23 protein-coding genes are annotated in these 25,613 nt (G+C 70.3%); 11 read left to right on the top strand and 12 right to left on the bottom strand.

The features are described 5' to 3' along the window. Window positions 1-59 precede the first annotated feature (59 nt). The 3 genes from AB0M63_RS12145 (at window position 60) to AB0M63_RS12135 (ending at window position 4,289) form a co-directional block, all read left to right on the top strand. The gene (locus AB0M63_RS12145; RefSeq protein WP_366019288.1) at window positions 60-1,706 is read left to right on the top strand and encodes a VWA domain-containing protein; all 1,647 of its coding nucleotides are present in this window, start codon (window positions 60-62) and stop codon (window positions 1,704-1,706) included. Window positions 1,707-1,828: 122 nt separating this feature from the next. Next, a complete protein-coding gene (metG, locus tag AB0M63_RS12140; RefSeq protein ID WP_366019287.1) occupies window positions 1,829-3,556 on the top strand; it encodes a methionine--tRNA ligase in 1,728 nt (575 codons plus the stop codon). Window positions 3,557-3,632: 76 nt separating this feature from the next. Then, window positions 3,633-4,289, top strand: a complete 657-nt coding sequence (locus tag AB0M63_RS12135) for a class I SAM-dependent methyltransferase (RefSeq protein ID WP_366019286.1) — start codon at window positions 3,633-3,635, stop codon at window positions 4,287-4,289. Here the strand turns inward: AB0M63_RS12135 and AB0M63_RS12130 are convergent. Continuing rightward, window positions 4,268-4,966: an AraC family transcriptional regulator gene (locus tag AB0M63_RS12130; protein WP_366019285.1), complete on the bottom strand. Its 699-nt coding sequence runs from the start codon at window positions 4,964-4,966 to the stop codon at window positions 4,268-4,270. The genes AB0M63_RS12135 and AB0M63_RS12130 overlap by 22 nt on opposite strands. Window positions 4,967-5,015: 49 nt before the next feature. On the opposite strand from AB0M63_RS12130, the gene AB0M63_RS12125 reads away from it, so the two are divergent. Both AB0M63_RS12125 and AB0M63_RS12120 read left to right on the top strand, forming a co-directional pair. Continuing rightward, window positions 5,016-5,492: a hypothetical protein gene (locus tag AB0M63_RS12125; RefSeq protein ID WP_355922017.1), complete on the top strand. Its 477-nt coding sequence runs from the start codon at window positions 5,016-5,018 to the stop codon at window positions 5,490-5,492. 125 nt (window positions 5,493-5,617) lie between these two features. Next, entirely contained in the window at window positions 5,618-7,015 is a 1,398-nt protein-coding gene (locus AB0M63_RS12120; protein WP_366019284.1) for a VCBS repeat-containing protein, read from the top strand. A 21-nt stretch (window positions 7,016-7,036) separates the two neighbouring features. Here the strand turns inward: AB0M63_RS12120 and AB0M63_RS12115 are convergent, their stop codons facing one another. From AB0M63_RS12115 to aspS, 4 genes are all read right to left on the bottom strand, one after another. Further along, a complete protein-coding gene (locus AB0M63_RS12115) occupies window positions 7,037-8,398 on the bottom strand; it encodes a polysaccharide lyase family 1 protein (protein ID WP_366019283.1) in 1,362 nt (453 codons plus the stop codon). 130 nt (window positions 8,399-8,528) lie between these two features. After that, on the bottom strand, window positions 8,529-8,906 hold the full coding sequence (locus tag AB0M63_RS12110) for a hypothetical protein (protein WP_355922009.1): 378 nt from the start codon (window positions 8,904-8,906) through the stop codon (window positions 8,529-8,531). A gap of 173 nt (window positions 8,907-9,079) precedes the next feature. Then, window positions 9,080-10,021, bottom strand: a complete 942-nt coding sequence (locus AB0M63_RS12105) for an intradiol ring-cleavage dioxygenase (RefSeq protein WP_366019282.1) — start codon at window positions 10,019-10,021, stop codon at window positions 9,080-9,082. Between the two features lie 123 nt (window positions 10,022-10,144). After that, on the bottom strand, window positions 10,145-11,908 hold the full coding sequence (gene aspS, locus AB0M63_RS12100) for an aspartate--tRNA ligase (protein ID WP_366019281.1): 1,764 nt from the start codon (window positions 11,906-11,908) through the stop codon (window positions 10,145-10,147). A 201-nt stretch (window positions 11,909-12,109) separates the two neighbouring features. On the opposite strand from aspS, the gene AB0M63_RS12095 reads away from it, so the two are divergent. Then, window positions 12,110-14,269, top strand: a complete 2,160-nt coding sequence (locus tag AB0M63_RS12095; RefSeq protein WP_366019280.1) for a SpoIIE family protein phosphatase — start codon at window positions 12,110-12,112, stop codon at window positions 14,267-14,269. Here the strand turns inward: AB0M63_RS12095 and AB0M63_RS12090 are convergent. From AB0M63_RS12090 to AB0M63_RS12080, 3 genes are all read right to left on the bottom strand, one after another. Further along, window positions 14,203-15,285 (bottom strand): AI-2E family transporter, encoded by a 1,083-nt coding sequence (locus AB0M63_RS12090; RefSeq protein ID WP_355922000.1) that lies wholly within the window; start codon window positions 15,283-15,285, stop codon window positions 14,203-14,205. The genes AB0M63_RS12095 and AB0M63_RS12090 overlap by 67 nt on opposite strands. A gap of 195 nt (window positions 15,286-15,480) precedes the next feature. Then, window positions 15,481-16,452, bottom strand: a complete 972-nt coding sequence (locus AB0M63_RS12085) for a pirin family protein (protein ID WP_355921997.1) — start codon at window positions 16,450-16,452, stop codon at window positions 15,481-15,483. 132 nt (window positions 16,453-16,584) lie between these two features. Continuing rightward, entirely contained in the window at window positions 16,585-17,058 is a 474-nt protein-coding gene (locus tag AB0M63_RS12080) for an SseB family protein (protein ID WP_019073480.1), read from the bottom strand. 148 nt (window positions 17,059-17,206) lie between these two features. Between AB0M63_RS12080 and AB0M63_RS12075 the strand changes: the two genes are divergently transcribed. The 5 genes from AB0M63_RS12075 (at window position 17,207) to AB0M63_RS12055 (ending at window position 22,260) form a co-directional block, all read left to right on the top strand. After that, window positions 17,207-19,033, top strand: coding sequence for an acyl-CoA dehydrogenase (locus tag AB0M63_RS12075; protein WP_355921992.1), 1,827 nt, complete (start codon window positions 17,207-17,209; stop codon window positions 19,031-19,033). Window positions 19,034-19,164: 131 nt separating this feature from the next. Next, window positions 19,165-20,460, top strand: coding sequence for a M18 family aminopeptidase (locus AB0M63_RS12070; protein ID WP_355921989.1), 1,296 nt, complete (start codon window positions 19,165-19,167; stop codon window positions 20,458-20,460). Window positions 20,461-20,547: 87 nt separating this feature from the next. Beyond that, window positions 20,548-20,790, top strand: coding sequence for a DUF6458 family protein (locus tag AB0M63_RS12065; protein WP_355921986.1), 243 nt, complete (start codon window positions 20,548-20,550; stop codon window positions 20,788-20,790). 197 nt (window positions 20,791-20,987) lie between these two features. Beyond that, window positions 20,988-22,046: a glycosyltransferase family 2 protein gene (locus AB0M63_RS12060; RefSeq protein ID WP_355921983.1), complete on the top strand. Its 1,059-nt coding sequence runs from the start codon at window positions 20,988-20,990 to the stop codon at window positions 22,044-22,046. 49 nt (window positions 22,047-22,095) lie between these two features. Continuing rightward, window positions 22,096-22,260 (top strand): hypothetical protein, encoded by a 165-nt coding sequence (locus tag AB0M63_RS12055; protein WP_355921980.1) that lies wholly within the window; start codon window positions 22,096-22,098, stop codon window positions 22,258-22,260. A gap of 16 nt (window positions 22,261-22,276) precedes the next feature. On the opposite strand, the gene AB0M63_RS12050 is transcribed toward AB0M63_RS12055, so the two are convergent. The 4 genes from AB0M63_RS12050 to AB0M63_RS12035 form a co-directional block, all read right to left on the bottom strand. After that, on the bottom strand, window positions 22,277-24,112 hold the full coding sequence (locus tag AB0M63_RS12050) for a thioredoxin-like domain-containing protein (protein ID WP_366019279.1): 1,836 nt from the start codon (window positions 24,110-24,112) through the stop codon (window positions 22,277-22,279). 42 nt (window positions 24,113-24,154) lie between these two features. Continuing rightward, on the bottom strand, window positions 24,155-24,916 hold the full coding sequence (locus AB0M63_RS12045) for a methyltransferase domain-containing protein (RefSeq protein ID WP_366019278.1): 762 nt from the start codon (window positions 24,914-24,916) through the stop codon (window positions 24,155-24,157). A 17-nt stretch (window positions 24,917-24,933) separates the two neighbouring features. After that, window positions 24,934-25,146, bottom strand: a complete 213-nt coding sequence (locus AB0M63_RS12040) for a hypothetical protein (protein ID WP_366019277.1) — start codon at window positions 25,144-25,146, stop codon at window positions 24,934-24,936. 70 nt (window positions 25,147-25,216) lie between these two features. After that, window positions 25,217-25,603, bottom strand: a complete 387-nt coding sequence (locus tag AB0M63_RS12035; RefSeq protein ID WP_366019276.1) for a cupin domain-containing protein — start codon at window positions 25,601-25,603, stop codon at window positions 25,217-25,219. Window positions 25,604-25,613: the final 10 nt, after the last annotated feature.

Raw genomic sequence — 25,613 nt, 5'->3', positions numbered from 1 at the left:
TTACGTGTCTGTCCTGGCCAGGGATTGACGGGCATCAACTCACGCGAAGGGTTGCGCACATGGGCATTCTCACTCTCCTGCGGAACGCATTCGGCAGGTCACGCAAGGAGCGTGCCGCCGAAGCAGAGAGTGCGGAACGCACTCCTTCGCACGAGCCGCCGACCACCCGGGAACCGGACGCGAAGGTCCCCTCCCCGTCCACCGAACCCGACCTCACCACACCCCCGGCACCTGCCCGTGCGGCAACGCCCCAGGTCCCGGAACCCCGCCCGTCCTCCACCATGGAGGACGACGAGCACGAGCTGGTGTCCCTGGCCTTCGACAACGTCACGGTCCCCAAGCCGACGACGTCGACGGAGGGGACGGGGGGCGCGGCAGCGACCGAGGCCGAGACCGAGGCTGTCGTGGAGCCGGCCGCGGGGACAGCCCCGGAGCCGGAGGCCGAGCCGGTCGCCGAGGTCACCCCGGAGCCGGAGGCGGAGCCCGCCGTAGCCCCGGAGCCCGAGCCTGTCGCGGAAGCCACGCCGGAGCCGGAGGCGAAGCCCGCCGTGGACCCCGAGCCGGAGACGGTCGCGGAGACCACCCCGGAGCCGGAGCCGACCACCGAGCCGCTCGCGGAAACGGAGGCCGAGCCGGTCGCCGAGGTCACCCCGGAGGCCGAGCCTGCCGTAGCCCCGGAGCCGGAAGCGGTCGCGGAGACCACCCCCGAGCCGGAGCCGACCACCGAGCCGCTCGCGGAAACGGAAGCCGAGCCGGTCGCCGAGGTCACCCCGGAGCCGGAGACCGAGCCTGCCGTAGCCCCCGAGCCGGAAGCGGTCGCGGAGACCACCCCCGAGCCGGTCACCCCGGAAGCCGAAGCCGAGCCCGCGCCCGAGCCCACCGCCGAGGTCACCCCGGAACCCGAGCCGGAGACCGCCCCCGAGGCGGAGCCGGCCGCGGAGGCCGTGCCGGAGCCCGAGCCCGTCCTGGCAGCGGAAGCCGAGCCCGCGGCGCAGCCGGCTGGCCAGCCGGAGCCCGTCGAAGAAACGATCGCGGAGCCCGCAGCCGAGGCCGAAGCCCCCGAGCCCGTCGCAGCCGCCGCCACCCTCGGCAGTGACTCCGCCGCCTCCGCCCTCGCCAAGGCCAACCTCACCGGTACCCGGGCGAAGCTCTACCTCGTCCTCGACCGCTCCGCGAGCATGCGTCCGTACTACAAGGACGGTTCGGCGCAGGCCCTCGCCGATCAGGCGCTCGCTCTCGCGGCCCATCTGGACCCGGACCCCGCCCCCACGGTCCACGTCGTCTTCTTCTCCACCGAAGTGGACGGCACCACCGACCTCACCCCGGCCTCCCCCGAGAACGCGATCGACGAGGCGCACGCCGGCCTCGGCCGCATGGGGCGCACCAGCTACCACGCGGCCGTGGAAGCCGTACTCGCGCACTACGACAAGAACGCCACCCCCGGCACCCCCGCCCTCGTCGTCTTCCAGACGGACGGCGCCCCGGACGCGAAGACCCCGGCCACCCAGTCCCTCACGGACGCGGCCAAGTCCCACGCCTCGGTGTTCTTCTCGTTCGTCGCGTTCGGTGACCACGAGAACAAGGCCTTCGACTACCTCCGCAAGCTGAAGACCGACAACACGGCCTTCTTCCACGCGGGCCCGACCCCCCTGGAGCTCACGGACGCCGAGCTCTACGACGGCGTACTGATCGACTGGCGCCCGTAACACCGAACCCCGTGCCGCCCGCTTCCCACCCCGTAAAACGGGAGGCGGGCGGCATACCCATGTCGGCTACGATTTCAAGGTTCGCAAGCACGACCAGCAGACCGACCTGGGAGCAGCCCCCGATGGCTCGACACCTCATCACCAGCGCCCTTCCGTACATCAACGGGATCAAGCACCTGGGCAACATGGTGGGGTCCATGCTCCCGGCGGACGTGTACTCCCGCTACCTCCGCCAGCGCGGCCACGACGTCCTCTACATCTGCGCGACGGACGAACACGGCACCCCGGCGGAGCTGGCCGCGAAGGAGCAGGGTCTCCCGGTCGACGAGTTCTGCGCGCACGCGCACGACGCGCAGAAGGCGGTCTACGACGGCTTCGCGCTCGCCTTCGACTACTTCGGCCGCAGCTCGTCCCCCCAGAACAGGGAGATCACGCAGCACTTCGCCCGCCGTCTCAACGAGAACGGCTTCATCGAAGAGCGCGCGATCCGCCAGGTCTACAGCCCCGCGGACGGCCGTTTCCTCCCGGACCGCTATGTCGAGGGCACCTGCCCGCACTGCGGCTACGACAAGGCACGCGGCGACCAGTGCGAGAACTGCACCCGCGTCCTGGACCCCACCGACCTGATCAACCCCCGTTCCGCGATCTCCGGCTCCACCGACCTGGAGGTCCGCGAGACCAAGCACCTCTTCCTCCTCCAGTCGAAGCTCCAGCACGAGGTCGAGGAGTGGGTGTCCCGCCACGAGGCGGAATGGCCGCAGCTCGCCTCCTCCATCGCCCGCAAGTGGCTCACCGAGGGCCTGCACGACCGTGCGATCACCCGTGACCTGGACTGGGGCGTCCCGGTCCCGGCCGACACCTGGCCGGAGCTGGCGGCGGAGGGCAAGGTCTTCTACGTCTGGTTCGACGCCCCGATCGAGTACATCGGCGCGACGAAGGAGTGGTCGGACCTCGACCCGGAGAACCGCGACTGGAAGTCGTGGTGGTACGAGAGCGACACCGGCGAGAACCCGGTCCGCTACACGGAGTTCATGGCGAAGGACAACGTCCCGTTCCACACGGTGATGTTCCCTGCCACCCAGCTCGGTGTGCGCGAGCCGTGGAAGAAGGTCGACTACGTCAAGGCCTTCAACTGGCTGACGTACTACGGCGGGAAGTTCTCCACGTCCCAGAAGCGGGGCGTCTTCACCGACCAGGCCCTGAGCATCCTCCCGGCCGACTACTGGCGCTACTTCCTGATCGCCAACGCCCCCGAGTCCGACGACTCCTCCTTCACCTGGGAGCACTTCACCGCCACGGTGAACAAGGACCTGGCCGACACCCTCGGCAACTTCGTCAACCGCGTCCTCTCCTTCTCCAGGAAGCGCTTCGGCGACGAGGTCCCGGCCGGCGCGGCGGCGGGCGCGGCGGAGGCGAAGCTCGGCGAGGAGATCGCGGGTCTGCTGGCCGAGTACGAGACCCAGATGGAGGCCCTCCAGTTCCGCAAGGCGGCCTCCGCCCTCCGTGCCCTGTGGTCGGCGGGCAACTCCTACCTGGAGGAGAAGGCCCCCTGGCTGGAGATCAAGACCGACCCGGAGGCAGCCGCCCTCACGCTCCGCACCGCGATGAACCTGATCCACCTGTACGCGGTGGTCTCGGAACCGTTCATCCCGACCTCGTCCGCGGCGATGCGCGCGGCCTTCGTCCTCCCCGACGACACGGCGACGTGGGTGTCCCCGGAGGAGGCGCGCGCCCTGACCTCCGTCCCGGCCGGCACCTCCTTCACCGTCCCCCCGGTCCTCTTCGCGAAGCTCACGGACGAGGACCTGGAGACGTACAAGGAGCGGTTCGGCGGCCGGCCCGCCGAGTAACACGGCGAGCGCGAGCGGCGGTTGGGCGAGCGGTTCGTTCAAGACGGTGTGACATCGCGGGGCTGAGACTCTCGGCATGACCGAACGAGCTTTCACCCCCGCGATGGGCCGTTTCGCCCCCACCCGTCTCTACGACCCCGTGGCCTCCCTGATGCGCGAGCGCCTGTGGCGCGGCCTGCTGGCGATGCATGTGGCTCCCCGGCCCGACGACGTGATCGTCGACGTGGGCTGCGGCACGGGTTCGCTGGCACTGCTGCTGCACCGCGTCGAGCCGCGTGCGCGCGTCATCGGCGTCGACCCCGACCACGAGGTGCTGGCGACGGCCCGCCGCAAGGCCGGCCTCGCCGGCGCGGCGGTTGGCTGGCGGACCGGAATGGGCGACGCGCTGCCCGAGGTCCTGGCGGACGCGGGACCGGTGGACACCGCCGTCTCCAGCCTCGTACTCCATCAGTGCCCGATCCCGATGAAGGAGTCGATACTCGCCTCCATGCACACGGTGCTACGGCCCGGCGGGAAGCTGGTGGTCGCCGACTACGGACGGCAACGCACCCGGCGGATGCGGCTGGCGTTCCGCGTCGTGCAGTTCGCCGACGGCTTCGCCGACACCCAGCCCAACGCCGACGGCGTGCTGCCCCGGCTGATGTCCGAGGCCGGATTCGGCGAGGTGCGCGAGGCCGAGGTCGTGTCGACGGTCAGCGGCTCGATCTCGATCTACGTCGCGCGCCGCGACTGATGCCCCGGACGCGGTAGGGCGGACGGGGTGAGGCCCGTCATCGCGCGCATCTGCCGGGTGAAGTGCGCCTGGTCGGCGAATCCGCCGACGAGCGCCGCGTCGGCCGGCGACCGACCGGCGCGCAGCGCCTCGGCGGCCCGCCGCAGCCGCAGCCAGACGCGCCAGCGGGCGAGGGGCATGCCCAACTGCTGCCGTGCCAGGGCACGCAGACGTTGGGGTGACAGCCCGACGCCCGCGGCCAGCTCGGGCATCGGGACCGGCCGCTCCGCCAGCGTCTCCATCGCCGCCAGCAGCCGGGGGTCGAGTTCGCCGGACGGCCGCGCGACGGCGCGGTGGACCTCCGCCTCGTCCAGATCGCGCAGTTCGGGCACCGCGGTGACGCCGGCACCGCAGTGCTCGCGCAGCCGGTCGGCGAAGGCACAGTGCGGCTCCACGAAGAACGTGAGCAGGGTCCCGGTGGCCAGCATCCTGTGCCGCGCCATCGGGGGCACGACCAGCGCCACGGCACGATGAAGGGTGCCGGAGCCGTCCACCACGGCCACCTCACCCCGGTCGGCGGCGACAGCGACCTGGAACGCGGCGTGGCCGTGCGACGAGCCTTCCACCGAAGGCCCCCGGTACACCGCGTACCCCTCGTGCACGGCGAAGCCCGGCTCAGTAAGGTCATACTGACTCACTGTCCGACCCCCTCGCAGACGTGTTCGCGCCAACCCGTAAGGTTCCGCCATGGCAGTCCCCGAGGTCATCCCGATCGCCTACGAGCCGAATCAGCGCAGCGGGGCCGTCGGCCGCTACGCGGACGGTCAGTTCCTGGCGTCGGTCACCTACGCGTTTCCCCAAGGCTTCCGTCCCGACGACGGCTGGGAAGAGCAGAAACGTCTCTACACGGTGCTCCACACCTTCGACGCCGCGGGCCGGTACCGCGACTCGGAGATCTGGTGCGCCGGCACCTGGGCCGAGCAGCAGCGCGCCCCGCACGGCGACGGCTCGGTGCTCTCGCAGGCCCGTATCCACCTGGCGAAACTACTCCGCGCCCTGCCCCGCCGCAGCTACACCGACATCGCGATCCGGCCCTTCCAACGCACCGTCGACGGCGTCCTGTTCGGCCTCCTGGTCGAGGAGGACGAGGAGGGCAGCTGGGCCGAGCTGTATCCGGACCGGCACTGCTTCGGTCCGCCGTGGGACGGCACGTACGACTCCTGAGCCCAACTCCCTTGCGGCCAGGGCCTTTACACTGCACGCCGGATGTCGGCGCACAGGGGGTGCGCCAGGGGTGGGAGGGGACTCGTATGGCCAAGTCCGGGGCAGGCAGGGGCAGATGGAGATCCGTGGCGGTCGTCGTCGCGGCCGTGGTCGGCGGGACGGTGCTGCCCGCCGCGCCCGCGTTCGCCGTCCATGGAGCGGTTCCCGGCGACTTCAACGGCGACGGGTACCGGGATGCCGTGCTGCCCGCGCCGGGTGCGAACGTGTCCGGCAAGGAAGCCGCCGGCGCCGTCGTCGTCCTGTACGGCTCGAAGTCGGGCCTCTCCGCGGTCCACCGCAAGACCATCACCCAGAACACCGCCGGGGTACCGGGCGCGGCCGAGTCCAACGACCGGTTCGGCTCCGCCACCGCCACCGCCGACCTCAACCGGGACGGCTACGCGGACCTGGTGGTCTCCACACCGTACGAGGACACGCCCCGCGGCAAGGACGCGGGCCTGGTCACCGTGTTGTGGGGTGGGAGGAACGGGCTGACGACGGCCACCGACCTGCCGGCGCCGGCGGACTACCTGGAGCGGTACGGCACCGACCTGGCCGCGCTGAGCATCGGCGCGGGCAGCAGGACGCAGGTCGCGGTCGCCGGATCGGAGGGCACCCTGGTCTTCAAGGGACCGTTCAGCCGCACCGGCACCTTCGGTTCGACCGCGCCCGACCAGAACACCGCCTCCCCGGCGAGCGTCGCGCTCGGCGACTTCGACGGCGACACCGTGCTCGACCTGGCCCTCACCACCGTGGGCCTCGGCGACCTCAGCGGTGGCGAGGTCTACGTCGACCCGGCCACCACCGTCATGCGGCCGAAGCGTGGCAACGGACTCATCACCGCCTCGGGAGACGTCAACGGCGACGGGTACGCCGACCTCGTGGTCGGCGACCCCTGGGACCCGCAAGTCGCCGGTGTGGACGGCGCGTTGGGCGGCCGTGTCCTGGTCTACTACGGCACGGCGCAGGGCATCGCGGCGAGCACCGAGCCCGTACAGCTCACCCAGGACACCGCGGGGGTGCCCGGCGCGAGCGAGAAGGACGACGACTTCGGCGGTGCGCTGGCCGTGGCCGACCTCAACCGCGACGGGCTCGCCGACATCGTCGTGGGCGCCCCGTACGAAACACTCTCCGGCAGGAGCCGCGCCGGGAACGTGACGGTGATCCCGGGCCGTCGCACGGGCGCGCTCGGCACCGGCGCGTACTCCTTCTCCCAGGACACCGCCGGTGTCCCCGGCGCCTCCGAGACCGACGACTTCTTCGGTACGACGGTCTCGGTCGGGGACGTGGACAAGGACGGCAGGCCCGAGCTGTTCGTGAGCGCGGCGGGGGAGAACGACTACACGGGTGCGGTGTGGGTCTTCCCCGGCGGCGCCTCGGGTCCCGTGGCCAAGGGGAGCCGTCTCTTCACGGCGGCCTCGGTCGATCTCACCCAGCCGAGCGGCACGCTCCTGGGCGGGAACGGGCTGCTCTGGCTGATCTGACCGCTGTCGTGGGCGAGTCGGTCAGGACAGGACGCCGGCCCCGGTCGTGGTCGCGAGTTCCGTCGGCAGGTTCTTCGCCGAGGTCTCCAGGCCGGCCGTGAGGGTCGGCGTCCAGTTCACGGTCGTCAGCAGCTTCTTGGAGTTGGCAGCGTTGTAGGCGGCGACGAGGTCGGTGGCCGTGCCGTTGACGAGGTTGCCGCTGCCGGCGATGGACCCGGTGCCGTCACCGCTGAACAGCTTGCTGACCTTCTGGCTCGCGGACGTCTTCCAGTAGTTGTCCTCGGCCACCACCTGCGCCTTGGCACGGGAGTTGACGCTGTACTGGAGGACGTAGCCGTTGAGGGTCGTGGTGTCGTAGTAGTTGTTGTAGATGTGGATCTGGCCGATCCGGGCCAGCGGCGCGCGCTGCACGACGCCCTTCCACACGTTGTGGTGGATGGAGACGCGCAGCTTGCCGACGCTGTCGGTGTCGCTGCTGCCGATCAGCATCGTCTTGTCGTGGTTGGTGAACTGGTTGCGCTCGACGGTCACCAGGTCCGAGCCGTTGGTGATGTCGAGGTCGCCGTCGTGGATCTGGTACTGGCGGCCGTAGTACGTCGGGTCGGCGGTGTCCAGGCCCGGCGCGTCGGTGAACGAGTTGTGGTCGGCCCAGACATGGGTGGCGCCGCGCAGGGTGACGGCGTCGTACTGCGAGTTCCAGTTGCCGGTGTCGCCGTCCGTGGGGTCCCACTGCGGGAAGCAGTCCTCGGTGGCGGCGAAGGTGAGGTTGCGGACGATGACGTTGTCGACGCTCTTCACCTGGAGGCTGCCGCCGGTGATGCCGGCCTTGGTGCCGGGCACGCCCACGATCGTGGTGTTGGCCGGCACCTTGAACACGATGTTCTTCGCCTGCGCGGCCTGCGCCGCCGCCCGCGCGGTCTCCTGCGTGCCGGAGGGCAGCTTGGAGGTGCCGTAGGTGGCCGGGTCGTAGGCCTTGAGGTAGGCGGAGAGCGAATAGCCGGTGCCCGCCGCGTAGTTGGCGCAGGTCAGCTTCTTGCCCGAGTCGTCGGTGTTGGCGTCGATCGTGCCGCTGATCTTGATGATGCGGGGCGTGGTGTCGGACGCCGAGCCGAGCGCCTTCACGAGCTGGGCGCGGGTGGAGACGGTGAAGGTGTGCGCGGCGTCGGCCTTCGTGCCGCCGGTGGTACCGGTACCGGACGACGCCCAGCCGTCCTTGGCGGCGAGCGTCTGGTGGTACAGGTCGACGGAGGTGCTGGCGGCGTTCGCGTTCAGCACGAGGAACCCGGCGCCGACGCCCGCGACGGCCACGGCGGCGGTCACGACGACCGTGCGGCGCTTGCGGAGGGAACGGCGGTGCGAGGGGGCGGGGGAAGCGGTTGCCACGGGGGAGTCCTTCGGTGCGACGAGGGGGTTACGACTCCTCAGTGGCCGTCGGGATCAAGAAGGTTGCCGTGGTCGCGGAGAAACTTCGTTCGGCGGGACGGGAGTTGATCCCGCGAGCCGGTGACAGGCCCTAGGCCGCCGTCGAGTCCGCGTACGCGGCCCCACTCCCCAACGCCGCCCGCGCCGCCGCGATATGGGCGAGGCCTTCCTGCGCCGTGCGGGTCGCCCGGGCGTATTCGTCCGCGGTGTGGGCCTCGGTGAGTTGGAGTCCGGCGGTGCGGTGGCACTCCGCGGCGGCGGTCAGCGCGCGGGTCGCCGTTTCGCCGGCGCCCGCCCAGATCCGCGCCTCGGGGACGGACAGGCTCGCGCCGAGCCGCAGGACCCAGCCGCTGGCCTCGACCTCGGCGTCCAGGTCGGACTGGCCCCGCTCCCCGTGCGAGCGGCGCTGCACGATGACGGCGAACGTCGCCCCGACGATCAACAGCAGTGCGAGCACGATGTATCCCATCGCTTCCTCCCAGCCTTCACACGGTCATGGGGCCGGGCGGTTCCGACCTCGTACGTCCATGACACTCCCTGCCTCTGTGCGGGCATGTCGATATTCCTGTGCATCCGCTGCGAGGTTTCCATGGCGGGGGGCCGAAGGGGACGTACGAGGTCGGGTGCGGGGCGTGCGTCCCGTCAGCCTGTCGTGGCCGACGGTGAGGCGGACGCCGAGGGGGCCGGGCCGCCGCCGCCCGTCCCGTCGTTCGTCTCGTCGGGTGCCACCGCGAGCGTCAGGCGCGCCCGTACGCCCCGCCCGATCCGCCGCCGGTCGTACGCGAGGTACAGCAGGCCGCCCTCATGGCCGTTCTGGGGATAGATCCCGTCCTCGGTGAGCGTGGTGCGGGTCGTCGTGTTCGAGGCGTACGGCTCCAGTGCCGCCGAGGCCAGGACCGCCCTCTCGTCGAAGAACAACTGGCCGGTGTGGCAGGTGTGGCCGCCCTCGTAGCCGGCGTCCGTCCATGTGCCGTCGACGTGGACCTTGACGTGGATGTGGACGCAGCGGCCCTGGTACCAGCCGGGGAAGACGGTCCGGAAGGTGACCTCGCCGTGGCGGTCCGTGTGCCAGGTGCCGCGCAGGAAGCGGTCGTCGTCGGTCGGTTCCTGGTGGCCTCCGCCGCCACCGCCGGGGCCGCCGGTCGGGGGTGCGCCGGTGGGGGTGCCGGAGGGCGGTGCGCCCGTGGGGGCGGGGCCGCCACCGCCGCCGGACTCATAGCCCGAGTAGACGCCCGTGGCGTTGCAGTGCCAGATGTCCACGGCCGCGTTCCGCAGCGGCTTGCAGGTCTCCGCGTCGATCACCTTGAGGTCGAGGACGAGCGGGATGCCCGGCTGGTCCTCCGTCACATCGCGGCGGATCTTGTCGGCGTCGATGTAGTACGGGCCCTCGACCAGCTCCGAGGTGAGCGTGTAGCAGGCGTCCCGGGCCTCGTGCTGCTGAGTCGCTGAGGCGTTCGCCGCGAGGGTGCCGCCGACGCCGACCGCCGTCACCGCCACGCCCCCGGCCACCAGGACCGTACGGCGGGCCAACCGTCCTCTGTCTTCGGGGACTTGAGAATCCGTGGGTGCTTGGGAATCCGTCATGCCCCCGGACCGTAGAGGTGAGAAACCTGACATGAACATGAGAAAGAGCTGTGAATCCTGTGCGCACGCGAAAGGGCTCGAAACCGTCGTCGGTTTCGAGCCCTGACTCCCGCCGGTCGCGGACTACTTCGGCTGCGGCTTCCGCACCGAGATGTGCAGCTCCCGCAGTCGCGTCTCGTCCAGCTCCGTCGGCGCGCCCATCATCAGGTCCTGGGCGTTGCCGTTGAGCGGGAACGCGATCGTCTCGCGGATGTTCGGCTCCTCCGCGAGCAGCATGACGATGCGGTCGACGCCGGGGGCGATCCCGCCGTGCGGCGGGGCGCCGAAGCGGAACGCGCGCAGCATGCCGGCGAACTGCTCCTCGACGGTGTCACGGTCGTAGCCCGCGATCTCGAAGGCCTTGAGCATGATCTCGGGCTCGTGGTTCCGGATCGCGCCGGAGGACAGCTCGACGCCGTTGCAGACGATGTCGTACTGCCAGCCCAGGATGTCCAGCGGGTCCTGGGTCTCCAAGGCCTCCAGACCGCCCTGGGGCATCGAGAACGGGTTGTGCGAGAAGTCGATCTTCCCGGTCTCCTCGTCCTTCTCGTACATCGGGAAGTCGACGATCCAGCAGAAGCGGAAGACGCCTTCCTCGAAGTGCCCGGCGCGCTTGGCGGCCTCGACGCGGACCGCGCCCATGATCTTCGAGACCTCGTCGAACTCGCCCGCGCCGAAGAACACCGCGTGGCCGGCGGCCAGCGACAGGCGCTTGGTCAGCTCGGCGACGTTCTCCTCGGTGAGGAACTTCGCGATCGGGCCCGTCAGCGAGCCGTCCTCGGTCACGCGGACCCAGGCCAGGCCCTTCGCGCCGAGCGTCACCGCGAAGTCGCCGAGCTGGTCGAAGAACTTGCGGGGCTGCGCGGACACATCCGGCACGGCCAGCGCGCGCACGTGCTTGCCGGCGAACGCCTTGAACTCGGAGCCCTCGAACACATCGGTGATGTCGGTGAGTTCGAGCTTGGCGCGCAGATCCGGCTTGTCGGAGCCGTACTTCAGCATCGACTCGCGGAACGGGATGCGCGGGAACGGGGAGGTGACCTCCTGGCCGCCGCCGAACTCCGTGAACAGCTCCGTCATCAGCTTCTCGATCGGCTGGAAGACGTCCTCCTGCTCGACGAAGCTCATCTCGACGTCGAGCTGGTAGAACTCGCCCGGCGAGCGGTCCGCGCGGGCGTCCTCGTCACGGAAGCAGGGCGCGATCTGGAAGTAGCGGTCGAAGCCGGAGATCATCAGCAGCTGCTTGAACTGCTGCGGCGCCTGCGGAAGGGCGTAGAACTTGCCCGGGTTCAGCCGGGACGGCACCACGAAGTCGCGCGCGCCCTCGGGGGAGGTCGCGGAGAGGATCGGGGTGGCCATCTCGTTGAAGCCGAGGGCGACCATCTTCGAGCGGATCGAGGCGATCACCGAGGACCGCAGCATGATGTTGCGGTGCATGCGCTCGCGACGCAGGTCCAGGAAGCGGTACTCCAGGCGCCGCTCCTCGTTGACCCCGTCCTCGGTGTTGATCGTGAAGGGGAGCGGGGCGGCGGCGCCGAGCAGCTCGACCTCGCCGACCTCGACCTCGATCTCGCCGGTCGGCAGGTCCGGGTTCACGTTGTCCGTGCCGCGGGAGACGACCTTGCCGTCGACGCGGACCGTCGACTCCTTGCTGACCTTGTCGAGGGCCTCGTACGCGGGCGTGCCGGGGCGGGCGACGAGCTGCGTGATGCCGTAGTGGTCGCGCAGATCGATGAAGAGGATGCCGCCCAGGTCTCGGCGATTGTGCAGCCAGCCGCTCAGCCGGACGTCGGTGCCGACGTCAGAGGCGCGGAGCTCGCCGCAGGTGTGGGACCTGTACCGATGCATCGTCGTTCATCCAGCCTTCGCGGATCGGGGTCTGTTTGCCGGTTCTGTTCATCACGTTCTGTTTCACGTGAAACGTCCAGGCCGGAGCCCGGACCTCCCAAGGGTACCGGCCACCCATTGATCGCCTCCCCACCATTAACCGCGGACTCCGGCGGGCTCCATCGGTGGCACTTATCGATCTCCTCTTCTTAGAGTGGGGCAATGCGCACTGGTGAGCCCCTGCCAGCCGTGGGGGAGGTACTCGCCGCCCTCGCGACCGGTCTGTGGCATTGGGACACCGCCTCGGAGCTGGTCACGGTGGACGCCGAGGCCGCCCGGCTGCTCGGGCTGCCCGCCGAGCAGACCACCCTCACGGAGGTCCAGACACGGGCCCGACTGCACCCGGTCGACTGGAACGAGATCACCGGGGTCGTCGGGCTCGCCGTCGCCGAGGGCACTCTCGCCGAGGTCCGCATCCGGATCATGGACGAGCGGGGCCGGGTGATCCGTGTCGTCCGCAGCCGCTCCAAGCCGTCGTACGACCCCGAGAAGCGGTCGTTCGAGCTGATCGGCACCCTCCAGGAGGTCACCGAGCCGACGCCGGGCACGCCGGCCGGGCGGACGGCGGTCACCGGGGACTGGCGGCGGTCGCGCGAGGCGTTCCTGCTGGACGCGGGCCGGGCGCTGGCGGAGGCGCGGTCCACGGCCGAGGTGCTGCGGGTCGCGGCGGGCCTGTCGATGCCGGGCTTCTCGCCGGACGGTCTGGCCGTGTTCGGGGTGCAGGGCGACCGACTGACGATCATCGGCCATCACGGGCAGCAGCCCGGCGACGAGGGCCCCTTCTCGCAGATGTCGGTGGGGACGGACTACCCGGCCGCCGAGGTCGTACGGACCGGCCGCGCCGTCTATCTCTCCTCGCCCGAGCAGTACAAGTCCCGCTACCCGGTCACCTGGCCGCTCGCCCAGCACTTCCACCGGCAGTCCTGGGCGTTCCTGCCGCTGACCGTGGCGGGCCGCACCATGGGCGCCTGGATGGCCGCCTTCACCTACCCGGTGGCCTTCACACCGGACGAGCGGTCCGTCCTCACCACGGTCGCCCGGATGCTCGCACAGGCCCTGTCCCGGGCCGGAGTCGCCGAGTCCGAGCGCGAGCTGACCGACGGACTCCAGCGCTCGATGCTGCCCACCCTTGGCCCGGAGATCCCGGGCATGAGCGTCGCCGCCCGCTACATACCGACCGGTGGCGGGCTCCAGGTCGGCGGTGACTGGTACGACATGATCCCGCTGCCCACCGGCCGCATCGCGCTGGCCATCGGGGACGTACAGGGCCATGACGTGCGGGCCGCCGGGCTGATGGGCCAGCTCCGTATCGCCCTGCGTGCCTACGCCTCCGAGGGCCATCGCCCGGACGCGGTGCTCTCGCGCGCCTCCCGCTTCCTGCACGGCATCACCGACGGCGACGCGGAGACCGACCCGCGCTTCGCGACCTGCCTGTACGTCGAGGCCGACCCCACGACCGGGGTCCTGGAGATCGCCCGCGCCGGCCATCCCGACCCCGCGATACGGATGGCGGACGGGACGGTGCTGACGCGGCCCACGGCGGGCGGTCTGCCGCTCGGCATCGACCCGGACGCCGACTATCCGACGACCACGCTCGCCCTGGAGCCCGGCGAGACCATGCTGATCTGCACCGACGGGCTGATCGAGACCGGCGGCCACGACCTGGAGACCGGCTGGCAGCGCATCCGGACGATCCTGGAGGAGCACAAGGGCGACCTGGAGGAACTGGCCGACGCGCTGGTGCAGGCCGTCCACGGGCCCTCCTCGCACCACACCACCGGGCCGCTCGCGGACCGCCGCGAGGACGACATCGCCGTACTGCTGCTGTCCCGGGAGGGCGAGGCCTGCGGCTGCGGCGACACGACGGCCGTCCCGCCGAAGATCCGCCGCACGGTGCTCACGGTCGCGCAGGCCGAGCCCGAGCGGATCGCCGAGGCCCGGCAGCAGCTGCGGGAACTCCTCCACGACTGGGCCGGCGCCGACCAGATCGACTCCGCGGTCCTGCTCGTCTCCGAGATGCTCACCAACGTCCTCGTGCACACCGACGCCGACGCCCTGCTGACCGCCGAGGTGGCCGGTGAGCCCGGCGAGCGGCGGATGCGGGTCGAGGTGACGGACGCCGGCGACGACCTCCCGCACAAGCGGCAGCCCGGTGAACTGGCGTCCTCCGGGCGCGGGTTGCTCCTGATCGAACTGCTCGCCGAGACCTGGGGCGTGGACCCGAGGGGCGAGGGCAAGAGCATCTGGTTCGAGCTCTACGAGTCCGACGGCGCCGGGGACGGCCCGGTCGAGGACCCGGAGTTCGGGTCCTGGGACGCGTAACGCTCCCGCAGTTCGTGGACGACCCCGAAGGCTGCGGCGGTCAGCGGTACGGCGAGGAGCATGCCGAGAACGCCGGCCACGGAGGCCCCGGCGGTGATCGCGATCATCACGACCGCGGGATGCATCTGCACGGTCCGGCTCTGGATCATCGGCTGGAGCACATGCCCCTCCAGCACCTGCACGGCGAGGACGATCCCGAGGGCCCACAGGGCGATGACGGCACCCCGGTCGGCGAGCGCGACCAGCACGGCGACGGCACCGGAGACGACCGCGCCGAGATACGGGATGTAGGCCCCGACGAAGACGAGCGCGGCGAGCCCCAGCGCACCCGGCACATCCAGTACGAGCAGCCCGACGCCGATGCAGAGGGCGTCGATGAGGGCGATGAGGGTGGTCCCGCGCATGAACCCCTCGACACCCTCGAAGGCCCGCCGGGCCATGGCCTCGACGGTGTCGGCGGTACCACCGGGCGCGAGGGAACGCAGCAGCCCGGTAGCGAGATGCGAATCCCGCAGAAAGAAGAACACCAGCAGCAGCGCCAGTACGGCCATGGCGATGGCCTCGCCGACGACGCTGACCCCGCTGATGACGTTGGAGGCGGCCGTCCCGCCGAACTTGGCGAGCAGTTCCTGCGCGTTGGAGGCGAGGTCGTCGAGCGAGGTCCCGGCGGCCCCGAAGTGGTCGGCCACGGAGTTCCCCGCGTCCTTGACCGCCGCCACGATCTGGTCCCCGGTGTCGATCAGCGCGGCCACGACGATGTACACGGCCCCACCGACCACGGCGACAACAGCGACACAGGTGACCCCGGCGGCCACCGACCGATTCACCCCGGCCCTCACCAGCCGCCGGTACAACGGCCCGAGCAACGCGGTCCCGAGCAGCGCGAGCAGCACGGGCGTCACAGCGGTCCTGAACTCGACACAGAGCCGGATCCCGACGTAGACGACCCCGGCGACTAGCAGGATGACGACACACCAGGCGGCGAGCTGCCGCACGGGACCGGGGAGGAGCTGCACGGTCCCAGCCGATCACGCGTGCGGCGGGCGGGCCTGTGGGGGCGGCCCGGCCGGGTGACGGGGGGTCAGGCCTGGGGCCCGCTCCCGGCCCTTCCGTGGACGGCGGGGATGGTGCCGAGCCCCGGCCGAACGACCAATGCCAGAGGCCCCGTCCTTCTCCGGACGGGGCCCCTGGCGTCGGTGGTCCGCTGAGACCTACAGGCCGCCCTCGGACATCCCGTGCACGGCCGGAATCGTCCCCAGCCGCCCCTTCTGGAAGTCCTCGAAAGCCTGCTGGAGTTCCTCGCGGGTGTTCATCACGAACGGGCCGTAGTGCGCCATCGGCTCGCGAATCGGCTGACCGCCCAGGATGACGACCTCCAGGTCCGGAGTGTTCCCGTCCTGCTGCTCGTCCGCGCGCACGGTCAGGGAGGAGCCGGCGCCGAACACGGCGGTCTGGCCCATGTGGACCGGGCGGCGGTCGGCGCCGACCGTGCCCTTGCCCGCCAGGACGTAGGCGAGGCCGTTGAAGTCCTCGCGCCAGGGCAGGTTGAGCTCCGCGCCCGGGGCCACGGTGGCGTGCACCATCGTGATCGGGGTGTGTGTGACGCCGGGGCCCTGGTGGCCGTCCAGCTCACCGGCGATGACCCGCAGGAGCGCGCCGCCGTCGGGGGTGCTCAGGAGCTGCACCTGGCCGCCGCGGATGTCCTGGTAGCGCGGGGGCATCATCTTGTCCTTGGCCGGGAGGTTCACCCAGAGCTGGAGCCCGTGGAAGAGACCGCCGGACACGACCAGGGACTCCGGCGGCGCCTCGATGTGCAGCAGGCCCGCGCCCGCCGTCATCCACTGGGTGTCGCCGTTGGTGATGGTGCCGCCACCGCCGTTGGAGTCCTGGTGGTCGAAGACGCCGTCGATGATGTAGGTCACGGTCTCGAAGCCGCGGTGCGGGTGCCAGGGGGTGCCCTTGGGCTCGCCCGGCGCGTACTCCACCTCGCCCATCTGGTCCATCATGATGAACGGGTCGAGGTGCCGGTAGTTGATCCCGGCGAACGCTCGGCGCACCGGGAAGCCCTCACCCTCGAAACCGCTCGGTGCGGTCGTGACGGCGAGCACGGGACGAGCCACGGCGTCGGCCGGCGCGGCCACGCGGGGCAGGGTCAGCGGGTTCTCTACGGTCACTGCAGGCATGTCGGGACCTCCTTGTGCGTCGAGTTTAGTTGAGCGTTGAACTTTCTGCTACCCCACAACAGAAGAAGCCCGGAGGGCATTCCCTCCGGGCGTTCCGTACGACGGGCCGTCGTCAGCCGTCGTCGGCCGTCGTCAGCCGTACATCCGGCGCATCGCGAACTCCACCATCTGCTCGACCGCCTTCGCGTCGAACACCATGCGGTGCTCGCCCTCCATGTCCACGACGAAGCCGTAGCCGGTCGGCAGCAGGTCGATGACCTCGGCGCCGGTGATCACGAAGTACTTGGACTCCTTGCCGGCGTAGCGGCGCAGCTCCTTGAGCGAGGTGAACATCGGGATCACCGGCTGCTGGGTGTTGTGCAGCGCGAGGAAGCCCGGGTTGTCGCCGCGCGGGCAGTAGACCTTGGAGGTCGCGAAGACCTGCTGGAAGTCCTCGGCGGCCATCTGCCCGGTGGTGAAGGCGCGCACCGCGTCCGCGAGCGAGGGCGGGGACGGCTCGGGGTAGAGCGGCGGCTGCTGGCCGTAGCCGCCCACGCCACCGGCCATCTGCTGCTGGGGCGGGACGTACCCCTGCTGAGCGCCCACGTTCTGGTCGTAGCCGTACATGCGAGCAAGAGTACTGAGTCACAGATGGACGGCTTGGGGTTGCTTCTTATTACCGACGGGTAGCATCATCGTAGGTACTACTTGGTACACATCTTTGACGCATCGCTGAACGCATCTCGTTGCACATATCTCTTACGGAGTCGTCGCCATGGGGCACTACAAGTCGAATCTCCGCGACATCGAGTTCAACCTCTTCGAGGTCCTCGGGCGCGACAAGCTGTACGGCACCGGTCCGTTCGCGGAGATGGACACGGACACCGCGAAGAGCGTCCTGGAGGAGCTGACCCGCCTCGCGGAGAACGAGCTGGCGGAGTCCTTCGCCGACGCCGACCGCAACCCGCCGGTCTTCGACCCGGAGACGAACACCGCGCCGGTGCCCGCCTCCTTCAAGAAGAGCTACAAGGCCTTCATGGAGTCGGAGTACTGGCGGCTGGGACTCCCCGAGGCCATCGGCGGTACGACGGCTCCCCCGTCCCTGATCTGGTCGTACGCGGAGCTGATCCTCGGCGCGAACCCGGCCGTGTGGATGTACTCCTCCGGCCCGGCCTTCGCCGGGATCCTCTACGACGAGGGCAACGACGTACAGAAGAAGATCGCGCAGCTCGCGGTGGAGCGGACCTGGGGTTCGACCATGGTGCTCACCGAGCCCGACGCGGGGTCGGATGTGGGTGCCGGTCGTACCAAGGCCGTCCAGCAGGAGGACGGCTCCTGGCACATCGAGGGCGTGAAGCGGTTCATCACCTCCGGTGAGCACGACATGGAGGAGAACATCCTTCACTACGTGCTGGCCCGCCCCGAGGGTCACGGGCCGGGCACCAAGGGGCTCTCCCTCTTCCTCGTGCCGAAGTTCCTCTTCGACGTCGAGACCGGCGAGCTGGGCGAGCGCAACGGCGTGTACGCGACCAACGTCGAGCACAAGATGGGCCTCAAGGCCTCCAACACCTGCGAGATGACCTTCGGCGACCGCCACCCCGCCAAGGGCTGGCTGATCGGCGACAAGCACGACGGCATCCGGCAGATGTTCCGGATCATCGAGTTCGCCCGCATGATGGTCGGCACGAAGGCCATCTCGACGCTGTCGACCGGCTACCTCAACGCCCTCGAGTACGCCAAGGAGCGCGTCCAGGGTCCCGACCTCGCCGCCTTCGGCGACAAGACCGCGCCCAAGGTGACCATCACCCACCACCCGGACGTGCGCCGCTCGCTGATCACACAGAAGGCGTACGCCGAGGGCATGCGCGCCCTGGTCCTCTACACCGCGTCGATCCAGGACGCGATCGCCGTCAAGGAGGCCGAGGGCGAGGACGCGTCCACCGAGCACGCGCTCAACGACCTGCTCCTGCCGATCGTCAAGGGCTACGGCTCTGAGAAGGGCTACGAGCAGCTCGCCCAGTCGCTGCAGACCTTCGGCGGCTCCGGGTTCCTCCAGGAGTACCCGATCGAGCAGTACATCCGGGACGCCAAGATCGACACCCTGTACGAGGGCACCACCGCGATCCAGGGCCAGGACTTCTTCTTCCGGAAGATCGTCCGCAACCAGGGCGCGGCCCTCAACTCCCTCGCCGAGGACATCAAGAAGTTCCTCGCGCTGGGCACGGGTGGCGAGGAGCTGGCCGGTGCCCGCGAGCACCTCGCCAAGGCGGCCGTCGAGCTGGAGGCCATCGTCGGTCTGATGCTCACCGACCTCGCGGCCACCGAGCAGGACGTCAAGAACATCTACAAGGTGGGCCTCAACACCACCCGCCTGCTGCTCGCCTCCGGTGACGTGGTCGTCGGCTACCTGCTCCTCAAGGGCGCCGCCATCGCCACCGAGAAGCTGGAGACGGCCTCCGCCAAGGACCGCGCCTTCTACACGGGCAAGATCGCGGCTGCGAAGTTCTTCGCGGCCAACGTCCTGCCGGGTGTCACCCTGGCCCGCAAGGTCGCCGAGGGTGTCGAGCTGGACCTGATGGAACTGGACGAAGCGGCCTTCTAGCCAGCAGGAAAACACGTTCCGGGACAGACCGGAACAGCACCGGAACAGCTTCGCGAAACCCCACATCGCCCTTACGAGGGCCCGCTCCCATCGCCGGGAGCGGGCCCTCGTACGTCGTTAAGGTGAACCCCATGAGCGAACCCTCCCGCTTCGACCGCGGCCACACCGACGACCTGATGTCCTTCCTCGCGGCGAGCCCCACGCCGTACCACGCCGTGGCGAACACCGCCGAGCGGCTGGAGAAGGCCGGATTCAGGCAGGTCGCCGAGACGGACGCCTGGGACGGGACGAGTGGCGGCAAGTACGTGCTGCGCGGCGGCGCGATCGTGGCCTGGTTCGTCCCCGAAGGTGCGGCCCCCCACACCTCCTTCCGCATCATCGGCGCGCACACCGACTCCCCGAACCTGCGGGTCAAGCCGCGTCCCGACACCGGGGCGCACGGCTGGCGCCAGGTCGCCGTCGAGATCTACGGCGGCCCGCTCCTCAACTCCTGGCTCGACCGCGACCTCGGCCTCGCCGGCCGGCTGAGCCTGCGGGACGGCTCGACGCGCCTGGTGAACGTGGACCGGCCGCTGCTCAGGGTGCCCCAACTCGCCATCCACCTGGACCGTTCCGTGTCGGCGGAGGGTCTCAAGCTGGACAAGCAGCGCCACCTCCAGCCGATCTGGGGCATGGACGACGACGTCCGCGACGGCGACCTCATCGCCTTCCTGGAGGAGGAGTCGGGGCTCGCGCCGGGCGAGGTCACCGGCTGGGACCTGATGACGCACTCCGTGGAGCCGCCCGCCTACCTGGGCCGCGACCAGGAGCTGCTCGCCGGTCCGCGCATGGACAACCTGCTGTCCCTGCACGCCGGAGCGGCCGCGCTCACCTCCGTCGCCGCCCGCGAGAACCTGCCGTACATCCCCGTGCTCGCCGGCTTCGACCACGAGGAGAACGGCTCGCAGTCGGACACCGGCGCGGACGGGCCGCTGCTCGGCGGGGTGCTGGAGCGGTCGGTGTTCGCGCGCGGCGGCTCCTACGAGGACCGGGCCCGCGCCTTCGCCGGCACGGTCTGCCTCTCCTCCGACACGGGCCACGCGGTGCACCCCAACTACGCGGAGCGGCACGACCCGACGCACCACCCGCGGGTCAACGGCGGACCGATCCTCAAGGTCAACGTCAACAACCGCTACGCCACGGACGGTTCGGGCCGCGCGGTGTTCGCCGCCGCCTGCGAGAAGGCCGGGGTGCCCTTCCAGACCTTCGTCTCCAACAACTCCATGCCCTGCGGCACGACGATCGGCCCGATCACCGCGGCCCGGCACGGCATCAAGACCGTCGACATCGGCGTGGCGATCCTCTCCATGCACAGCGCCCGCGAACTCTGCGGCGACCAGGACCCGTTCCTGCTGGCCAACTCGCTGACGGCGTTCCTGGAGGGCTAGCCAACTGACCACAGGCGCATGGGTGTTGTCTTCCCGGGTACCCGGAGGCCGACCGGGCCGACCGGACCGGACAGGGAGGCGACACTCATGGGCCTGGGCGGATGCATCATCCTCATCGCCGTCGGCGCGATTCTGACCTTCGCGACCGACTGGCACATGCAGGGGGTAAATCTCGACCTGGTCGGCGTGATCCTCATGATCGTCGGGCTGATCGGCGTCGTGACGTTCAGCAGCATGGCCAGGCGTCGGCGGGTGCTGATACCGGGACAGACGACGGTCGTCGAGGACGACGAGACGCGTAGCGGGTACCGGGGCGGCTACGGGGCGTGAGCCGCGTAACCAGGTGGTGCACCCTGGACACTCGGGCGTAATCGCCCGCACACGACATCCACAGACAACCGTGAGCAATCCGTGACTCGGGGCGCATTGTGCGGTTGTGTGAACCTCGTGAAGAATTCGTGCAGTTAAGGGTCCGGGGAGAGGCAGCCCCGGGCCCGTCTCACGATCACCACGGGGGGGGTGCTGCCGTGCTCGAACCACGGCTGGTGGTGCTCATACCGGCCCACAACGAAGCGGACCGCATAGGCGCGGCCATCGAGGGCCTGTGGCGGCAGACCCGCAAACCCGACCTGATCGTCGTCGTCACCGACAACTGCACCGACGACACCGCCGCCGTGGCCGCCTCGCACGGCGCCGAGGTCTTCGCCACGCACGGCAACACCCACAAGAAGGCCGGCGCCCTCAACCAGGCCATCGACTGGGTCCTGCCCCACCTCGACGAACGCGACCTGCTGCTCGTCCAGGACGCGGACACCGTGCTCAACCCCTGGTTCAGCGAGACCGCGACGGCCACCTTCAACCGCAAGGTCGGCGCCGTCGGCGGAGTCTTCTACGGCGAACCGGGCGGCGGACTCCTCGGCCTGCTCCAGCGGATGGAGTTCCAGCGCTACGCCTGGGAGTTGGACCGCACCGGCGGCAAGGCCCAGGTCCTCACCGGCACCGGCACCATGTTCCGCGCCCGCGTTCTGCGCGAGGTCCAGGGCGCCCGCCACTCGGGGCGGATCGGCGGCGGCACCGGCTACTACAGCCTCGCCTCCCTCACCGAGGACGACGAGATGACCAAGGCGGTCAAGACCCTCGGCTACCGCGCCCTGTCCCCGGCAGGCTGCGCGGTCACCACCGAGGTCATGACCAGCCTCCCCAAACTCTGGCACCAGCGCCTGCGTTGGCAGCGCGGCGCCCTGGAGAACCTCCGCGACTACGGCTGGACCAAGGTCACCGCCCGCTACTTCCTCCAGCAGTTCCTGATGGGCTTCGGCGCGCTGTCCTTCCTTGTCTACCTGACCTTCATGGTCACGTACACCACGATGTACGGCTTCCCGGGCCTCTCCCCGCTCTGGACCGCCATCGGCCTGATCTTCGTGGTCGAGAAGACCGTCTCCGTACGCCGCGCCGGACCCGTGGCGGTCCTGGTGGCCGCGCTGATGATCCCGGAGATGCTCTACGACCTGTTCCAGCACGCCGTCTACTTCACCTCGCTGTGGGGCCTGGTCCGCCGCAGCGAGGAGAAGTGGGTGGCCACCTAGCCCACCCCTCACGAACCCACGCTTGAAGAACGAAGAAAGAGAGACATCCATGTACGGAAGAGTTGTCGGGGCCGGTACCACCGGCGCCGGGGGCGCCACGCTGGCCGCGACGGGCCTGTGGCTGAACAGCATGGCGATGATGGTGGCGGCGACCACGCTGGTGGCGGCGGGCATGGCCCTCTACAAGCTGGCCCCGCGCCCGCGCCGCCGCTGACACCTGCCGGCCGGCCTCAGGCGTCCTGGTCGTCCATCCCGGCCAGCACGAGGGGAAGACGGTCCGCCCCGCCCTCGGTGAGACGGACCGGAACACCCCAGTCCTGCTGGTGGACATGGCAGGCGGGGTATTCGTTGGCAGGGTCGGCATCGCAGGACGCGGCCATGGCCGATACGTGCAACACGCCTTCGGCGACAGCCGGGTTGAGGGCGAGGGTGCGGTTCAGGTCCGTACCCGCGCCTTCGCCCGCGACCAGCAGCTCGGGCGGGGTGGCGGAGACCAGCAACCGCGTCGAGGGCCCGTACCGTGCGTCGAGCTTCTGCCCGGCCGGCGCCTGGAAGACAACCTCCAACCGCAGCTCGCCCGGGGCTACTTCGGTGGCCGCGCGCTGCGTCCGATGGGCCACGGACTCGACCCGCACCGCCTCCTCCGGCAACCGCAGCCGGGTCAGCCGATGCCGGGCCGACTCGACGACGACGATCTCGTCCCCGACGAGCACGGCGTCGCTCGGCTCCCGCAAGTCCGTGGCCAGCGTGGTGACTTGGCCGGTCGAGGGGTCGTAGCGACGCAGGGCGTGGTTGTACGTGTCGCTGACGGCGACCGAGCCGTCAGGGAGCGCGGTGACGCCCAACGGGTGCTGGAGCAGGGCCTGTTCGGCAGCACCATCGCGATGCCCAAAGTCAAAAAGCCCCGTCCCTACGGCGGTGTGGACGCCCCCATCGAGATCCACCCACCTCAGGGCGGACGTCTCGGAGTCGGCCAGCCAGAGCCGGTCGGCGGTGGCTGCGAGCCCGGAGGGCTGGGCGAACCAGGCCTCGGGGCCGGGCCCGTCGACGAGCCCTTCGTTGGTGGTGCCGGCGGTGACGGAGACGGTGTCGTCGGCAGGGTCGTAGACCCACAGCTGATGGACACCGGCCATGGCGATCCACACCTTCCCCTGCCACTGGGCCACATCCCAGGGGGACGAGAGGCTGACCTCGCGGGCGGGCCCCGATGTCGCCTCGCCCTGCATCCACTGGCGGCCCGTGCCGGCGAGGGTGGTGACGGCACCGGTGGCGAGGTCGAGGCGACGGAGGACGTGGTTCACGGTGTCGGCGACCAGGACGGACCCGTCCTCGGCAAGGGTCAGTCCCTGCGGCTCGTTGAAGGCGGCGGAGTCGGCCGTGCCGTCGCCGAGGCCGCGTGCCCCGGACCCGATCCGCCGCACGACACTCTCCCCGTCCCCCGCCAGCTCGACGAGTTGATGCCGGGTGGTGTCGCTGACCAGGAAGGTCCCGCCGGGGAGGGCGATCGCCTTGCCGGGGAAGCGGAGGACGGTGGGCTCGGGCTCGGGCGGCACGTACGGCCCGTCGCCGCGCCGGAGCGTGCCCTTGGCGGCATGCTCGGCCTCCAACTCGGTCACCAGCCGCTCGATGGCGTGCGCATGCCCCTCACCGGCGTGCTGCGCGACGACGTACCCCTCCGGGTCGATCACGACGAGCGTCGGCCAGGCGCGGACGGCGTACTGCTTCCAGGTCGCCAGCTCCGGGTCGTCGAGCACCGGATGCTCGACGCCGTACCGCTCGACCGCGTCGACGACCGCCTGGTGCTCGGCCTCGTGCACGAACTTCGGCGAGTGCACGCCGATGATCACGACGGTGTCCCGGTGCTTCTCCTCCAGCTCGCGCAGCTCGTCGAGGACGTGCAGGCAGTTGATGCAGCAGAAGGTCCAGAAATCCAGGATGACGATGCGTCCCCGCAGGTCGGCGAGGGTGTACTGCTTCTCACCCGTGTTCAGCCAGCCACCCTTGCCGGTGAGCTGGGGGGCGCGGACTCGGGCGCGGGTGCGGGGGGCGGGGGATGCGTCGGTCATGGGATCAAGGGTGCCACTCGCCACTGACAGTCCGGCCCGGCGTCAGGGGCGGAGCGCCACCAGGAGATCGACCACGTAGGTCTCTTCCACCTCCTCACCGGAGAAAGCCTGGCTCAGCCGCTCGCGCTCGTCGACGAGAAAGGCCCGACGGTCGGCCTCGTCAAGGACGAGGGACGCCGAGCGGCTGCCGATGTTGGCGAGGTGCACGTCCAGAGAGACCGTGCGGCTCCAGCGCACTTGGCGGCGCGTCACTCGCAGACCGGTCAGGCCCGCCAGCCGGATGGCCTCGCTGTCCGTGGGGCGCACCGCGGACCTGGGCTCCACCCCGCAGTGGCGCGCGATGCGCTCGTGCTGATCGCGGATCCACGGCACGTCGAAGGCCGTGGTGTTCCACCAGATCGCCAGCGCGCCGTCCGCTCGCAGGACGCGCAACGCCTCCGGGACGGACCGGGCGGGGTCGGTCCACTGCCAGGACTGCGCATAGGTGATGAGGTCGTGGGAAGCGGCGGCGAGCGGCAGAGCGTTACCGTCGCCCCGCACGATCGGCAGGCCCGGGAGCGCCCGGCGGAACTCGCCGGCCATGGCCTCGCCGGGCTCGACAGCGATCACCTCGGCGCCCCGCTCCCGCAGCAGGGCGGTGGCGATTCCGGTGCCCGCACCCACGTCTGCGACCCGGACACCCGCGAGGCGACAGGCCGCGAACTCCTCGATGGAATCGAAGAGTTCGGCTGGGTAGGAGGGCCGACTTGCCGCGTACTGAGCCGCGGCCGCATCGAACGACAGGGCGCGTGAGCTGGCGGTCATGACTTCATCATCACCGGTCAGGGTGCGGTGGGGTGTTGTACGGGCAGGTCGAACCACACCCCTTTCCCCTCCGGATGCCGTTGGCCGCCGTACGGGATGTCCGGGCCGTGGCCCCAGCGGCCCTCCGTGACGGTGTCCACCAGGTAGAGGCCCCGGCCACCGGCCCGCTCCGCCGTGTCCGTCGCCAATTCCCTTATCGCCGGCGGGTTCTCGTCACCGTCGTAGACCACGACCCGCAGTCGCGGCGATTCTCTCCCCCACCCCCACAGCCCTGAACGCCCTCCTCACGGCAGTGAAAACTCACCCCAGCGCATGACCCGTCGTCGCGTCCACATGCCCCGGGATCTCCCCATGCCGGTCGCCGACCGTTGACGTACCCGTCGGCTCCAGGAGCAGGATCTCCGTCGGGACCGGGGCATACGGCCGGTGTTCCGTGCCGCGCGGGACCGTGAAGACCGAGCCCTTGGGCAGGACGACCGTGCGTTCACCCCGCAGCGCGATATGCAACTCGCCCTCCAGGACCAGGAAGAACTCGTCGGTGTTGTCGTGGGTGTGCCAGACGTGCTCGCCCGCGACCTTCGCCACGCGGACGTCGTAGTCGTTGACGGTCGTGACGATGCGGGGGCTCCACCGATCGGTGAAGGACGCCAGGGCCTCGGTGAGAGAGATCGGTTCCATGCCGGTCATCGTGCGCGTT

The sequence above is a fragment of the Streptomyces sp. NPDC051576 genome (assembly GCF_040681835.1).
Lineage (GTDB): Bacteria > Actinomycetota > Actinomycetes > Streptomycetales > Streptomycetaceae > Streptomyces.
Note: the sequence above shows the minus strand (reverse complement) of the source record. Positions and strands in the feature narration are given on the sequence as shown.

Coding starts and splice junctions, on each gene's coding strand:
- AB0M63_RS12145 (WP_366019288.1), top strand. CDS start 60: ATGGGCATTCTCACTCTCCTGCGGAACGCATTCGGCAGGTCACGCAAG.
- metG (WP_366019287.1), top strand. CDS start 1,829: ATGGCTCGACACCTCATCACCAGCGCCCTTCCGTACATCAACGGGATC.
- AB0M63_RS12135 (WP_366019286.1), top strand. CDS start 3,633: ATGACCGAACGAGCTTTCACCCCCGCGATGGGCCGTTTCGCCCCCACC.
- AB0M63_RS12125 (WP_355922017.1), top strand. CDS start 5,016: ATGGCAGTCCCCGAGGTCATCCCGATCGCCTACGAGCCGAATCAGCGC.
- AB0M63_RS12110 (WP_355922009.1), bottom strand. CDS start 8,906: ATGGGATACATCGTGCTCGCACTGCTGTTGATCGTCGGGGCGACGTTC.
- AB0M63_RS12105 (WP_366019282.1), bottom strand. CDS start 10,021: ATGACGGATTCCCAAGCACCCACGGATTCTCAAGTCCCCGAAGACAGA.
- aspS (WP_366019281.1), bottom strand. CDS start 11,908: ATGCATCGGTACAGGTCCCACACCTGCGGCGAGCTCCGCGCCTCTGAC.
- AB0M63_RS12095 (WP_366019280.1), top strand. CDS start 12,110: ATGCGCACTGGTGAGCCCCTGCCAGCCGTGGGGGAGGTACTCGCCGCC.
- AB0M63_RS12085 (WP_355921997.1), bottom strand. CDS start 16,452: ATGCCTGCAGTGACCGTAGAGAACCCGCTGACCCTGCCCCGCGTGGCC.
- AB0M63_RS12080 (WP_019073480.1), bottom strand. CDS start 17,058: ATGTACGGCTACGACCAGAACGTGGGCGCTCAGCAGGGGTACGTCCCG.
- AB0M63_RS12075 (WP_355921992.1), top strand. CDS start 17,207: ATGGGGCACTACAAGTCGAATCTCCGCGACATCGAGTTCAACCTCTTC.
- AB0M63_RS12070 (WP_355921989.1), top strand. CDS start 19,165: ATGAGCGAACCCTCCCGCTTCGACCGCGGCCACACCGACGACCTGATG.
- AB0M63_RS12065 (WP_355921986.1), top strand. CDS start 20,548: ATGGGCCTGGGCGGATGCATCATCCTCATCGCCGTCGGCGCGATTCTG.
- AB0M63_RS12055 (WP_355921980.1), top strand. CDS start 22,096: ATGTACGGAAGAGTTGTCGGGGCCGGTACCACCGGCGCCGGGGGCGCC.
- AB0M63_RS12050 (WP_366019279.1), bottom strand. CDS start 24,112: ATGACCGACGCATCCCCCGCCCCCCGCACCCGCGCCCGAGTCCGCGCC.
- AB0M63_RS12045 (WP_366019278.1), bottom strand. CDS start 24,916: ATGACCGCCAGCTCACGCGCCCTGTCGTTCGATGCGGCCGCGGCTCAG.
- AB0M63_RS12035 (WP_366019276.1), bottom strand. CDS start 25,603: ATGACCGGCATGGAACCGATCTCTCTCACCGAGGCCCTGGCGTCCTTC.